The sequence below is a fragment of the Pseudomonas sp. zfem001 genome (genome assembly GCF_032621725.1).
In the GTDB taxonomy this organism is placed as follows: domain Bacteria; phylum Pseudomonadota; class Gammaproteobacteria; order Pseudomonadales; family Pseudomonadaceae; genus Aquipseudomonas; species Aquipseudomonas sediminis.
This window is the reverse complement of record NZ_JAVYJI010000008.1, coordinates 142,212-154,870: the sequence shown is the minus strand read 5'-3', so window position 1 is coordinate 154,870 and position 12,659 is coordinate 142,212. Positions and strand designations below refer to the sequence as shown.

Annotated in this window: 12 protein-coding genes and 1 pseudogene; 3 read left to right on the top strand and 10 right to left on the bottom strand. The window is 61.6% G+C overall.

The window, feature by feature from the left end; genetic code table 11:
* Positions 1-96: 96 nt before the first annotated feature.
* A pseudogene (locus tag RTH74_RS22825) lies at positions 97-987 on the top strand (IS3 family transposase); the annotation flags it as partial.
* 122 nt (positions 988-1,109) lie between these two features.
* On the opposite strand, the gene RTH74_RS22820 reads toward RTH74_RS22825, so the two are convergent.
* The 3 genes from RTH74_RS22820 to RTH74_RS22810 form a co-directional block, all read right to left on the bottom strand.
* Positions 1,110-1,937, bottom strand: coding sequence for an NYN domain-containing protein (locus RTH74_RS22820; protein ID WP_316916148.1), 828 nt, complete (start codon positions 1,935-1,937; stop codon positions 1,110-1,112).
* A 121-nt stretch (positions 1,938-2,058) separates the two neighbouring features.
* Positions 2,059-3,570: a SulP family inorganic anion transporter gene (locus RTH74_RS22815; RefSeq protein WP_316916147.1), complete on the bottom strand. Its 1,512-nt coding sequence runs from the start codon at positions 3,568-3,570 to the stop codon at positions 2,059-2,061.
* A gap of 84 nt (positions 3,571-3,654) precedes the next feature.
* The gene (locus tag RTH74_RS22810; protein ID WP_316916146.1) at positions 3,655-4,386 is read right to left on the bottom strand and encodes a carbonic anhydrase; all 732 of its coding nucleotides are present in this window, start codon (positions 4,384-4,386) and stop codon (positions 3,655-3,657) included.
* A 256-nt stretch (positions 4,387-4,642) separates the two neighbouring features.
* Here RTH74_RS22810 and RTH74_RS22805 point away from each other — a divergent pair, with 256 nt between their 5' ends.
* A complete protein-coding gene (locus RTH74_RS22805; protein WP_316916145.1) occupies positions 4,643-5,371 on the top strand; it encodes a lysozyme inhibitor LprI family protein in 729 nt (242 codons plus the stop codon).
* Here RTH74_RS22805 and RTH74_RS22800 read toward each other — a convergent pair whose 3' ends face one another.
* The 6 genes from RTH74_RS22800 to RTH74_RS22775 all read right to left on the bottom strand — a co-directional run bounded on the left by RTH74_RS22800 (position 5,372) and on the right by RTH74_RS22775 (position 10,410).
* Positions 5,372-5,608: a hypothetical protein gene (locus RTH74_RS22800; protein ID WP_099526161.1), complete on the bottom strand. Its 237-nt coding sequence runs from the start codon at positions 5,606-5,608 to the stop codon at positions 5,372-5,374. It abuts the gene before it with no gap.
* A gap of 358 nt (positions 5,609-5,966) precedes the next feature.
* Positions 5,967-6,671 (bottom strand): lipopolysaccharide kinase InaA family protein, encoded by a 705-nt coding sequence (locus RTH74_RS22795; RefSeq protein ID WP_316916144.1) that lies wholly within the window; start codon positions 6,669-6,671, stop codon positions 5,967-5,969.
* Positions 6,672-6,879: 208 nt separating this feature from the next.
* Positions 6,880-8,526, bottom strand: coding sequence for a chaperonin GroEL (groL, locus tag RTH74_RS22790; RefSeq protein WP_099526159.1), 1,647 nt, complete (start codon positions 8,524-8,526; stop codon positions 6,880-6,882).
* Positions 8,527-8,574: 48 nt separating this feature from the next.
* Positions 8,575-8,868, bottom strand: coding sequence for a co-chaperone GroES (locus RTH74_RS22785; protein ID WP_017675400.1), 294 nt, complete (start codon positions 8,866-8,868; stop codon positions 8,575-8,577).
* A gap of 293 nt (positions 8,869-9,161) precedes the next feature.
* Entirely contained in the window at positions 9,162-9,611 is a 450-nt protein-coding gene (locus RTH74_RS22780) for an FxsA family protein (protein ID WP_106733576.1), read from the bottom strand.
* A gap of 64 nt (positions 9,612-9,675) precedes the next feature.
* Complete coding sequence (locus tag RTH74_RS22775) at positions 9,676-10,410, bottom strand: HugZ family protein (protein ID WP_316916143.1); 735 nt, start codon at positions 10,408-10,410, stop codon at positions 9,676-9,678.
* A gap of 108 nt (positions 10,411-10,518) precedes the next feature.
* Here RTH74_RS22775 and RTH74_RS22770 point away from each other — a divergent pair, with 108 nt between their 5' ends.
* Positions 10,519-11,277 carry an SDR family oxidoreductase gene (locus tag RTH74_RS22770; RefSeq protein ID WP_125833870.1) on the top strand — a complete coding sequence of 253 codons (759 nt, stop codon included), beginning with the start codon at positions 10,519-10,521 and terminating at the stop codon, positions 11,275-11,277.
* Between the two features lie 292 nt (positions 11,278-11,569).
* On the opposite strand, the gene RTH74_RS22765 is transcribed toward RTH74_RS22770, so the two are convergent.
* Positions 11,570-12,538 (bottom strand): polyprenyl synthetase family protein, encoded by a 969-nt coding sequence (locus RTH74_RS22765; RefSeq protein ID WP_316916142.1) that lies wholly within the window; start codon positions 12,536-12,538, stop codon positions 11,570-11,572.
* Positions 12,539-12,659 lie beyond the last annotated feature (121 nt).

Genomic DNA, 12,659 nt, shown 5'->3' with positions numbered 1-12,659 from the left:
TCTTGATGTCGGACGAGTTCAAACGTACGGGCTGATAGACCAGTTGAGTGAGCGGGAGTCGGTGGAAGTGGTCTGTTCAGCCTTCGATGTGGTCCGTCTCTTGATGTCGGACGAGTTCAATCGTACGCGCTGATAGACCAGTTGAGTGAGCGGGAGTCGGTGGAAGTGGTCTGTTCAGCCTTCGATGTGGTGCGGTCTTGCTACTACGCCCATCGTCTACGGCGCTGCCGGGTTGATGCACGCCGGGTTGCCCTGCGCAGCCAGGTCAATCAGCTGTTCAACCAGAGTCGAGGATCGGCTGGTAGCCGAAGCGTTCTGGGCATGCTGCGTGAGGATGGCGTAAGCATTGGCCGCTTTCGCGTGCGTCGGTTAATGCGCGAGTTGGGCCTGGTCAGCAAACAACCAGGCTCGCACGCGTACAAGCAGGCTACAGTTGAACGGCCAGATATCCCGAACCGGCTGAACCGTGAGTTCACAACTGAGCGCCCCAATCAGGTGTGGTGCGGCGATATCACCTACATCTGGGCGCAAGGCCGCTGGAATTACTTAGCGGTGGTGCTGGATCTGCATGCACGACGAGTAATTGGCTGGGCATTCTCCGCCAAGCCGGATGCGGAGTTGGTCATCAAGGCGCTGGATATGGCCTACGAGCAACGAGGCAAACCGCAGCAGGTGCTGTTTCATTCCGATCAGGGCAGCCAGTACGCCAGCCGCCTGTTTCGGCAGCGGTTGTGGCGATATCGGATGGAACAGAGCATGAGCCGTCGAGGTAACTGCTGGGACAATTCACCGATGGAACGGTTGTTCCGGAGTCTGAAGTCGGAGTGGGTTCCGCCGACCGGTTACCTGACAGCCCAGGAGGCACAACGGGACATCAGCCACTACCTGATGCATCGCTACAACTGGGTCAGGCCACATCAATTCAACGATGGGCTACCGCCTGCGGTGGCCGAGGAAAAACTTAACCCACTGTCCGGGATGGGTTGACCACTACAGATCCTTGTTTCGTTGCTTGTAAGTGAGTTGTTTTTGTTTATTGCGACGTTGGTGTCTGTGATGTGACTGTTACGAGATGCTGAGGGCGGTCGGCGCGAAGATTGTCCACCACTTCATTGTTTAACTGCTGCCTTGCGGTTTCGTACAAACAACTCCTTCCCGCCCGTTGCCGTAACTCCTCGCTCCTGCAATTCAAACTGTCCGTTGCGCGCCTTGATCAGGTCGCTCAGCTTCTTGAATCCATAGAGGCGCGGATCGAAGTCGGATTTCAGTTTGCGCAGGTTGTTACCTAGCGCCCCCATGAAGGCCCAGCCATCTTCGTCGGAAATGTCGTCGATAACCTTGGTGATTAGCTTCACTGGGACTTTCGGTCGGTTGGGTTCTGCTGGGGCGTTTTCAGCGGGAGTTGTCGTGTTGCCGGTAGCAGGTTTTGGCTCTGGAGGTTCAGGTTGTTGCGGGGCAGCGCTTTCCGATTCGTTCGCGTCGTCGCGCAGCAGTTCAGTGTAGATAAAGGTGTCACAGGCCTTCACAAAGGGCTGCGGCGTTTTCTGTTCGCCGAAGCCGATCACCTCCAGTCCCTCCTCACGCAGACGTGCTGCCAGCCGCGTGAAGTCGCTATCGCTGGAAACCAGGCAAAAGCCTTCAAAGCGTCGTGTATAGAGCAGGTCCATCGCGTCGATGATCAGCGAGCTGTCGGTAGCGTTCTTGCCCTTGGTATAGGCGAACTGCTGGATCGGCTGGATGGAGTGGTCGAGCAGCACTTTCTTCCAACTGCCGAGGTTGGGCTGCGTCCAGTCGCCATAGATGCGTTTGACGCTGGCGACGCCGTACTTGGCGATTTCTTCGAAAAGGCCTTCGACGATGGCGGCGGGGGCGTTGTCCGCGTCGATCAAAACAGCGAAGTGCTTATGCTGGCGGGCGGTATTGGGTTTGCTGGCCATGGTGCGTCCTTGCTGGGCGATGGATCGACATTACTGCGAATAATGGCGTTGCGCCATAGTCCGTCAGTCGATCCATTGACCTGGCTCATTCACCGACCTGGGTGAGTGAGCCGTGGTGCAATCAGGCCAGCGCGGTGCGCTGTCTGCCCTCTACTCGGCGTTTCAAAGCCGCCCCTTCGACGATCTCCAGCCCGCCACCCTGAGCGCGAGCGGAGCGGCCCCAGTCTTCCAGCAGTTCCATGCAGGCATGGTCGATGTAGCTGACCCGCGCCAGGCTCAGGTGCAGGCGGGTGCCCGGTTCGACGCTGGCCAGCATCTTGGCCAACTGCGGTACGCGCAGGAAGGTGGCGGCGCCGCTCATGCGCAGTTCGGCGCTGTTCGGGCCGGTGGGCACCAGCTTCGCGCGCAGGCGCGAGGCGCTCCACACCAGTTTCAGTAAGGTCAGGCCAAAGCCCACCAGCACGCCGGTCAACAGGTCGGTGAAGACGATGCACAGCGCGGTGGCGATATAGATGAACACCGGGGCGCGGCCGTATTGGCCGAGGTTGCGCATGGCCTTGGGGTCGACCAGTTTGCAGCCGGTGTACACCAGCACCGCGCCGAGGCTGGCCACCGGGATGCTCTGCAGTACGACCGGCAGCAGAGCGACCAGGGCCAGTAGCCAGGCACCGTGGAGGATGGTCGAGGCGCGGCCGCGAGCACCGGCCTGAACGTTGGCCGAGCTGCGTACGATCACGCCGGTCATCGGCAGGGCGCCGACTGCACCGCAAAGCATGTTGCCGATGCCCTGGGCAGACAGTTCGCGGTTGAAGCGCGCACGCGGGCCATCGTGCATGCGGTCGACAGCGGCGGCAGACAGCAGCGTCTCGGCACTGGCGATAAAGGCCAAGGCGAGGGCGGCGATCAGCAGTTGCGGATCGGCCAGGCTGGCCAGGCCCTGTAGGGTGATCCAGTCGATGGCATCGCCGAGGTTGGCTGGCAGTTCCACGCGCTTGACCGGTAACGCGAGCCACAGGCTGGTCAGGGTGGCGAGCGTCACCCCGACCAGCGCCCCAGGCAGAAAGCGCAGCGGCGCCGGGCGAAAGCGCTCCCACAGCCAGATGCTGGCGATAGTGCCGAGGCCTACTGCGCCGGCGATCATGGCGTTGCTGCCGAGCAGGCTCAGCGCATCACGCACCGCGCCAGGGAAGGCCAGCAGGTTGTCCAGGCCGGAGGCCTTGGGCGCAGCGTCGATCATCACGTGCACCTGCGACAGCACGATAAGGATGCCGATGCCGGCGAGCATGCCGTAGACCACAGCAGGCGCGGTGACGCGAAACCAGCTCCCCAGGCGCAAGGTGCCAGCGACCAGCTGAATCAGGCCGGCGAGCAGCAACACCGGACCGAGTGCGGCCATGCCGTGGGTGCGCACCAGTTCGAACACCAGCACGGCCAGTCCTGCCGCTGGGCCGCTGACCTGCAGCGGGGCACCGGCGATGAAGCCAACCACCAGGCCGCCGATGATGCCGGTGATCAAGCCCTTGGCCGGCGGCATGCCGGAGGCGATGGCGATGCCCATGCACAGCGGCAGGGCGACGAGAAAGACCACCACGGACGCCAGCGCGTCCCGTGGCAGTGTGCGAAATACAGTCATGAATATCTCTCCTGGCCCGATCTACGGGCAAAAGCAGCCCGTGCCCGCGCCATCAGTCGGCGCAGGCTCAGGGAAATGGGGGGATCAGGCGCTGGCGTAGCGCGGTTGCGGGGTGGCGCAGGGCTGCTCGTCGCCATCAAGCGCAAGGAAGTTGCCCGAAGCGGCGTCGTAGGCACGAATGCCGCCACTGTCTATGTCGTAGACCCAGCCATGGATGTGCAGTTGGCCGCTGGCCAGACGGGCGGCGACGGAGGGGTGAGTGCGCAGGTGGTCGAGCTGGGCTACCACGTTCTCCTCGGTCAGCACGCCGAGGGTTTCATGGGCGCTGCCGCAGTTGCAGTTGTCCGCCACCACGCTGCGCGCCACCTCGGCATGGCGCAGCCAGGCGCGTACCGTGGGCATGCCGTCAAGGCTGGCCGGGTTGAGCACGGCTTTCATCGCACCGCAGTCGGAATGGCCGCAGACGATGATGTGCTGCACGCCGAGCGCCAGCACGGCGTACTCGATGGCCGTGGAAACGCCACCGTTCATCTGCCCGTAGGGCGGCACCACGTTACCCACGTTGCGGGTGACGAACAGGGTGCCGGGGTCGCTCTGGGTAATCAGCTCCGGCACGATGCGCGAGTCTGCGCAGGTGATGAACATGGCGCTGGGTGACTGCGCCGAGGCCAGACGCTTGAACAGCGCCTGCTGCTGCGGGTAGACCTCCTGGCGAAAACGGCGAAAGCCCTGCACCAGCTGGTGCAGGGCGGCCTGGGCTTGGTCCTTGGCAACGGGGTGCAGGGTCTTGCCGGTTCGGGAAGCGGTTGAGTTCATCGTTGCATCTCCTGTGATGTTCATCGGTGACGTTCTCGACTGCCAGCCAAACGCCTGTGACCGGTTGGTCACTTCCGGGGCAACGATAAAGATTCTTACTTAATCAAAACTGAACGAGAGGCTCTAAAACGCCACTATTGGCCTGTCGCCCGATGCGCTGCGAGAACCACTGCTCGCCTTCATGGCCACCTGCTTGTCAGGCAGCGTGGTGCTAAGCATCATGCCGACTCGTTTTCATCGCCAGGGAAGGTTATCTATGCGCATGCCCGTGCTGCTCGCTCTGTGCCTGTCGCCGCTCGTTGCGGCCGCAGAAGGCACGCTCACTGCTACCGTCGTTCACGCCGATTTCTCACAGGCACCGGAGGTGCGTCTGCTGGTGCGCGTGCTGGACGAGGCTTTCGGTACCGATCAGGAGTCCATCGTCAGCAAATGTCCGGTGGCCAGAGAGCCGGGAGAACGCCTGGCACCGAACAGTTGTTTCGAGGTGAGCATCGACGAGGGCAGCGGTGCTCAGCAGCCGATCTACCAGACGTTGCTGGCCAAACCGGAACGTGCCAGTGACCCGATCTATCTGGAGCTGGTCTATCGCACCCAGCTGCAGCCGCATCACGACGACTTTTACAGCCGGCCCACGGCACGTTTGCGGGTCGAGACCAATGGCTTCTACAACTGGAACGCCGAGATGCCTCTGGCATTGCCGCAGAACGTGATGGCGCTTGGCGGGATCAGTGCGTTGGTGTTGGGCGATGCCGATGCGCTGCTCAATGCGGCTTACCGCGAGCGCCAGAGGCAGCTATCGGACGAGGCGGGTACGGCACTGCGCCAGGCGCAGCGTAACTGGATCGCGATGCGTGATGCCGAATGCAAACCCTATGGCGAGGACCAGCCCTATTCGGTGTTCGGCGAATTCAGCTACGACTGCATGGTGCGCCTGACGCTCGACCGCGCCCGCCAACTGGCCGTGGTGCGTGGTGATCAGAGTTGATCAGTGCTCGCCCTTCATCGCGCCGCTGAGGCCGAACATCAGCACCAGCAGGTTGGCGTCCGGGTTGGCTGCGGGCTGTACCTGCTTGCGCAAAGGCGCGGTTGGACAGGGTTCCACAGCGGTGCAGGCTTGCGCTTCCAGTACGCGTGGGCCGGGCTCCTGCCAGGCTGCGGCGGCGATTGCCGTTACGCTGAGTGCGAGGCCAAGGAACAAACCTCGTGCTATTTCTAATTTCATTTTGCTAACCCCTTGAAAGCGCTGCCAAACGCTGTTCGCTAAACCTAGATCACCCATTGCCTTGTCGTCGTCTCATGCGACGAACGGTCTTAGCGTGTAGCTGGCATCAGCCGGGGCTGTGCTGGGACTCGGGCCTGGTCGGTTGGTTCAACAATGGTGCAGGTAACGTCTTAACGTAACCTTAGGTGCCGGTCACGGCACCGTGTAACAGCCGGCCTTGGCAGGTGCAGTTGCCTGCAGACTTTCTCGTTACCTGGCGAAAAGGTGCGAGGTAGAGCCACTTCCTGGTGGGGGTAATGCGGATGGAGCGAGGTGTTGCGGATAAAGCACTGCCGGCACTGGGCCGGCAGTCGTTTACTCAGGCAATAGCTGTGCCGAGACCTTTGGCTCCATCGGCGAATATCTGGCGATAGCCCTGCAACAGTTGTTGCCAGTCGGCGTCGGACCAGGGGCTATGGCGTCGTAGCTGCGGCAGGTCGTGCTGAGCGGCCTGCACGCGGGTCAGACGGCGACGGCTTTTTTCCAGATCGAGCAGGGCCACCTGCGGCGTTTCGCCGTCGATGCGCACGAAGATGTGTTTGGCGTACAGGCAACCGTGCTGCCAGCGTCCCAGGTGCATGCGCGCCAGGGTTGCACCAACCAGTTGCAGCAGCTGGGTATGTAATGCCTCACCGCACGTCTCACGCCCCCCTTGGGCGTACCAGAACTCAATGTTCTCAAAGCCTTCCAATGCCTCGGTTACCAGCAGGCCGCGCCAGCCTTGCTGCTGGTCATAATCGATACCGCAATAGATCATCCGCGGCACCATCACGCCCAGAGAGGGCAGGGCCTGCAGGGCTTTGCGTTCGCGCAGGACTGTGGGGCGCCCCTGCGGGTGCAGCAGGCTGCGGTAGATATGGCCGATCTGTTTCTTGGCGTAGAGCACGCCGGTTTCATCCAGCAGGCGCTGCACACCACTTTCGCCGCCGCGACGAACGTTGGGCTCTTCGACCCAATCACCTTGCTGTTGCCACCAGTGTTGGAATGCCTGCTGGGGAATTTCGCTCGTGCTGCAAAGGGCCATGTTTTTCTTCTTCTATTGGAGGTTTGCGCAGTGCTCGTCTCGTGAACGCGCACTACGTTGTTCAGGCTTGTAACAAAACATAAGCAAACAACGTTCCCGAGTCCACAGGAAATGTCTGTGAACTTCCGATCGGTCTGACTGCTTCGCGGGCAATAAAAAACCCCGCGACGGGCGCGGGGTTCTTTGTGCTGCGTGGGAGCCGGTCGGCTTACATCATGCCGCCCATGCCACCCATACCGCCCATGCCACCCATATCAGGCATGGCCGGAGCCTTGTCGTCAGCCGCTTCGGCAACCATGGCCTCGGTGGTGATCATCAGGCCGCCGATGGAAGCAGCAGCTTGCAGCGCCGAACGGGTGACCTTGGCCGGGTCGAGAATACCCATCTCGATCATGTCGCCGTAGGTGTCGGTCGCGGCGTTGAAGCCGAAGTTGCCCGAACCCTGCTTGACCTTGTCGACCACTACACTCGGCTCGCCGCCGGCGTTGGCTACGATCTGACGCAGCGGCGCTTCGACAGCACGACGCAGCAGAGCGATACCGACGTTCTGGTCTTCGTTGTCGCCTTTCAGGCCGTCGATGGCCTGCAGGGCACGTACCAGGGCTACACCGCCGCCAGGTACCACGCCTTCTTCGACGGCTGCGCGGGTAGCGTGCAGGGCGTCTTCAACGCGGGCTTTCTTCTCTTTCATCTCGACTTCGGTGGCAGCGCCAACCTTGATCACGGCAACACCGCCAGCCAGCTTGGCCAGACGCTCTTGCAGTTTCTCTTTGTCGTAGTCGGAAGAGGTTTCTTCGACCTGCTTGCGGATCTGTGCAACGCGGGCTTCGATGTCGACCTGAGCACCAGCACCATCGATGATGGTGGTGTTGTCCTTGTTCAGCACGACGCGCTTGGCGTTACCCAGGTGCTCCAGAGTGGCGCTTTCCAGGGACAGGCCAACTTCTTCGGAGATGACGGTACCGCCGGTCAGGATGGCGATGTCCTGCAGCATGGCCTTGCGGCGGTCGCCGAAGCCCGGAGCCTTGACGGCAGCGACTTTGACGATGCCACGCATGTTGTTGACGACCAGGGTAGCCAGCGCTTCGCCTTCGACGTCTTCAGCCACGATCAGCAGCGGACGGCCAGCCTTGGCAACGGCTTCCAGAACCGGCAGCAGTTCGCGGATGTTGGAGATCTTCTTGTCGACCAGCAGCAGCAGCGGGCCTTCCAGCTCGGCAACCATGGTGTCCGGCTTGTTGATGAAGTACGGCGACAGGTAGCCGCGGTCGAACTGCATGCCTTCTACGACGGACAGTTCGTTTTCCAGGCCCGAGCCTTCTTCAACGGTGATGACGCCTTCTTTACCGACCTTGTCCATGGCTTCGGCGATGATGTCACCGATGGAGCTGTCGGAGTTGGCGGAGATGGTGCCTACCTGGGCGATGGCCTTGGAGTCGGCGCACGGCTTGGCCAGGTCTTTCAGCTGAGCAACGATGGCGGTGGTCGCCTTGTCGATGCCGCGCTTCAGGTCCATCGGGTTCATGCCGGCAGCGACGGACTTCAGGCCTTCGTTGACGATGGCTTGAGCCAGAACGGTAGCGGTGGTGGTGCCGTCACCGGCTGCGTCGTTGGCCTTGGACGCTACGTCCTTGACCAGCTGGGCGCCCATGTTTTCGAAGGCGTCTTTCAGTTCGATTTCCTTGGCAACCGACACACCGTCTTTGGTGATGGTCGGGGCGCCGAAGGATTTGGCCAGAACCACGTTACGGCCTTTCGGGCCGAGGGTAGCTTTGACGGCGTCGGCCAGTACGTTGACGCCAACGAGCATTTTCTTGCGGGCGGAATCGCCAAACTTGACTTCTTTAGCAGCCATGTTGATCAGTCCTCAAATTCTTGAAGGTTAAACGGAGATTCGTGGGAATCAGGCTTCGACGACAGCGAGGATTTCGTTCTCGCCCATTACCAGCAGGTCTTCGCCGTCGACTTTGACGGTGTTGCTGCCGGAGTACGGGCCGAATACCACCTTGTCACCGACCTTGACGGCCAGCGGACGGACTTCGCCGTTATCCAGAACCTTACCGGTACCGACGGCAACGACTTCACCTTGGTTCGGCTTCTCGGCGGCCGAGCCCGGCAGCACGATGCCGCCCGCGGTTTTGGTCTCTTCTTCGCTGCGACGGATCACGACGCGGTCATGCAGAGGACGAAGCTTCATTGTCGATCTCTCCTAACAATTGAATGGCCAACTTGCCGACTCTTGATTGGTCGGCGGGTTTGTAAAATCCGGCGAGGCCGGGCGCGGCACGCTGGGCGCACCGCGAAAGTCGGACTGCCTCAGGGGCAGGCACCTTGCGGTGACTGCTACATGTGGGCGGGCAAGGGCATTTCAAGGGGCGGGGATGAAATTTTTTGTGCTGCAGAGAGGGGCGAACGTGTGTAGGAGCCGGCTTGCCGGCGATCAGCCAGAGAGGGATCGCCGGCAAGCCGGCTCCTGCAGAACTGTAGGGATCAGTCGCGGCGTTCGTACTCGCCTTCGAGCACGTTGGGGTTGGTCTTGCCGGTGCGGGCGGCCTGGTCATCGAAGAAGGCGCGCTGACGCAGGGCCTGCTCCTCGGCACGGCGGCGAATCTTGCCAACCAAAAGGCGGCGGGTGAACGGAATCAGGCAGAGCACGCCGAAAATGTCGCTGATGAAGCCCGGCAACAGCAGCAGACCACCGCCGACGGCGATCAACAGGCCTTCGAGCATTTCCTGTTCGGGCAGCTCGCCACGCGAGAGTTTTTCACGGGCGCGCCAGGCCGTGGCGACCCCGGCGACGCGCAGCAGCACGCTACCGAGAATCGCGGTGCCGATGATCAGCAGCAGGGTGGGCAGCACGCCAATGGCGCTGCCGACCTTGATCAGCAGGGCCAGCTCGATGATCGGGAACAGCAGGAAGAGAAACAAAAAGGCGCGCATTTCAGTGGGTCCTTGGCGGAAGTGGGCTTCCAGTAGGGGTTAAGTATGGGGTGATGGCCTGAATTCAAGCTGAAGGCGCACCACTGGTCGGCCAGCTCTCGGCGCGAGCCAGCATCACCAGGGCTTCGCGTACCTGCCCCGGGTTGTTGCAGGATGTTGGAAAGGCCAGCCAGTAGAGGCTCTGGCCGATGCGCAGGTGGAAGCCTTCGGTGTCGACGCCGGCCATTTGCGCCGGTTCGTGTTGCGGCAGGCCGGCCAGTTCGACGTAATGTGCAATGGCCTTGGCATGGTCTTCGTTCATGTGCTCGACCATGCTCGTTTCGCTGCCGTCCGTCGCAAAGGGGTTGGCCAGGTTTACCTGGTCGAGCCAGTGAATGGCCCCGAAGCCGCCGATGAAGCGCCAGCGCACCGGCTCCAGCCGCCAGAAATCGAAATCATGCGCCCGGTGGTAGTCGCGCGACTGGGGGAAAAAGCGGTAATAACGCTGTGCGGCCGCTTCGATTTCGCTCTCGTCATGCAACTGTCGTGCTTCGGCGAGCAAAGTGAGGCGGCCGACCGCCTGCACATCCTCTGCGCCACGTTCGCCGACCAATAGCGAACATTTGGCGTCCTGCCCGAGGTTATGGGTGTGCTGGGCGATACGGCTGATCAGGATCAGCGGCCGGCCCTCGGCGTCCAGGCAGTAGGGCACCACCGATCCAAAAGGGAAACCCGGCATGGCCTTGGAGTGGGTGCTGAGCACGCCACGGTATTCCTTGAGCAGCAATTCTCGTGCATGCTTGCCGGCTTTCACGCTCACCTTATGACTCCTCGCAAAGAATCCGTCAGAAACGGACAGACGCCCTAGCATAGCGGTTAGCGGGCATCAGCGGGGTCGGTAAATGCTGCACCTTGAGGGGATAAAGCGATGCAACTGAAAGACAAAGTCATCATCATCACTGGCGGTTGCCAGGGACTGGGCCGCGCCATGGGTGAGTACCTGGCGGCCAAGGGTGCCAAGCTGGCGCTGGTCGATCTGAACGCGGAAAAGCTCGACGAAGCCGTGGCCGCTTGCAAGGCTGCCGGCGGTGACGCCCGTGCCTATCTGTGCAACGTCGCCGATGAAGAGCAGGTGACCCATATGGTCGCCCAGGTGGCCGATGACTTCGGCGCAATTAATGGCCTGGTCAACAATGCTGGCATCCTGCGTGATGGCCTGACCATCCGTGTGAAGGATGGTGAAATGACCAAGATGAGCCTGGCGCAGTGGCAGGCGGTGATCGATGTCAACCTGACCGGTGTGTTCCTCTGCACTCGCGAAGTAGCTGCGAAGATGATCGAGCTGAAGAACGAGGGTGCGATCGTCAACATCTCCTCCATTTCGCGCGCGGGCAACATGGGCCAGGCCAACTACTCCGCTGCCAAGGCAGGTGTCGCTGCCGACACCGTGGTCTGGGCCAAGGAGCTGGCGCGTTACGGCATTCGCGTCGCGGGCGTGGCGCCGGGCTTCATCGAGACCGAGATGACCGGCAGCATGAAGCCGGAAGCCCTGGAGAAGATGACCTCGGGTATTCCGCTCAAGCGCATGGGCAAGCCGGCCGAGATCGCGCATTCGGTGGCCTACATTCTGGAAAACGACTACTACACCGGCCGTATTCTCGAGCTGGACGGCGGCCTGCGTCTGTAACAGGCTGTTGAAAAACTACCTGCGTTGCCATTGCTGCGTTAAAAACAGGCTCAAAATGCTCATTTACAACTCGTAAACTGCGCTTTTTCGCCTGTTTTTGCCTTGCACTGGCTGCCTCGCCTACGTTTTTCAACGGCCTGCTAATCCGCCAGGCCTGAACGAAAAACGCCCCGACTGGTTCGGGGCGTTTTCGTTTCTGTCAGCTGGTGCGCACGGCCTAGGCGGCCCCACGACACCCTAAGGGCATGATGCGCGCGACTTTCCGTAGGGTGCGCCGTGCGCACCGCTGGTCTTAATGCGTACGAGCGACGGCGAAACGGCTCAGCTCGATCAGTGCATCGCGATATTCGCCGGCTGGCAGCACTTCTAGGCAGGCAATGGCGCGTTCGGCGTAGTCGCGCGCGAGTTGTGCGGTGTACTCCAGGGCGCCGGCTGCATCCACGGCGGCGCGGATGCTTTCCAGCTCTTCGATGCCGCCTTTCTGAATCGCGCGGCGTACCAGAGCAGCCTGTTCTTCGGTGCCTTCGCGCATGGTGTAGATCAGTGGCAGGGTCGGCTTACCCTCGGCGAGATCGTCCCCGACGTTCTTGCCCAGTTCGGCTGCATCGCCCTTGTAGTCGAGCAGGTCGTCGACCAACTGGAAGGCGATACCCAGGTGGTCGCCGAAGGTACGCAGGGCTTCACGCTGTGCCTCGTTGGCTTCGGCCAGGGCGGCGGCGGCGTGAGTCGAGGCCTCGAACAGCATCGCGGTCTTGCCGCGGATGACCTCCATATAGGTCTCTTCGGTGGTGCTGGCGTCGCGCACCTTGGACAGCTGCAGCACTTCGCCTTCGGCGATCACGCGGGTGGCGTGGGAGAGAATCTTCATCACTGGCATGGAGCCGAGCTCGACCATCATTTCGAACGAGCGTGAATAAAGGAAGTCGCCCACCAGTACGCTTGGTGCGTTACCCCATTGGGCATTGGCGGTGCTGCGGCCGCGGCGCATGTCGGACATGTCGACCACGTCGTCATGCAGCAGGGTGGCGGTGTGCAGGAATTCGATGGTGGCGGCCAGCAGGCGCAGATCGTCGGCCTGGTAACCCAAGGCGCGACCGCTGAGCAGCACCAGCAATGGGCGCAGGCGCTTACCTCCAGCGGAGATGATATAGTCGCCGATCTTTTCCACCAGCGGCACGCGGGAAACCACCTGTTGGCGAATGATGCCATCGACGGCGGTGAAATCGTCCGCTACCACGCGGTAGAAAGCCTGGGGTTGCATCGGCGACTGGTGCTCCTTTGAGGTTGCGCGGCATGCTAGGTGGCGGGGTAGGGGCTGTCAAGGTAAGCACGGGCGCCCCTTGCGAAGCGTTCAGCGCTTGCGTACAATCGCGCACCCTGAA

Coding starts and splice junctions, on each gene's coding strand:
- RTH74_RS22820 (WP_316916148.1), bottom strand. CDS start 1,937: ATGGCCAGCAAACCCAATACCGCCCGCCAGCATAAGCACTTCGCTGTT.
- RTH74_RS22815 (WP_316916147.1), bottom strand. CDS start 3,570: ATGACTGTATTTCGCACACTGCCACGGGACGCGCTGGCGTCCGTGGTG.
- RTH74_RS22810 (WP_316916146.1), bottom strand. CDS start 4,386: ATGAACTCAACCGCTTCCCGAACCGGCAAGACCCTGCACCCCGTTGCC.
- RTH74_RS22805 (WP_316916145.1), top strand. CDS start 4,643: ATGCGCATGCCCGTGCTGCTCGCTCTGTGCCTGTCGCCGCTCGTTGCG.
- RTH74_RS22800 (WP_099526161.1), bottom strand. CDS start 5,608: ATGAAATTAGAAATAGCACGAGGTTTGTTCCTTGGCCTCGCACTCAGC.
- RTH74_RS22795 (WP_316916144.1), bottom strand. CDS start 6,671: ATGGCCCTTTGCAGCACGAGCGAAATTCCCCAGCAGGCATTCCAACAC.
- groL (WP_099526159.1), bottom strand. CDS start 8,526: ATGGCTGCTAAAGAAGTCAAGTTTGGCGATTCCGCCCGCAAGAAAATG.
- RTH74_RS22785 (WP_017675400.1), bottom strand. CDS start 8,868: ATGAAGCTTCGTCCTCTGCATGACCGCGTCGTGATCCGTCGCAGCGAA.
- RTH74_RS22780 (WP_106733576.1), bottom strand. CDS start 9,611: ATGCGCGCCTTTTTGTTTCTCTTCCTGCTGTTCCCGATCATCGAGCTG.
- RTH74_RS22770 (WP_125833870.1), top strand. CDS start 10,519: ATGCAACTGAAAGACAAAGTCATCATCATCACTGGCGGTTGCCAGGGA.
- RTH74_RS22765 (WP_316916142.1), bottom strand. CDS start 12,538: ATGCAACCCCAGGCTTTCTACCGCGTGGTAGCGGACGATTTCACCGCC.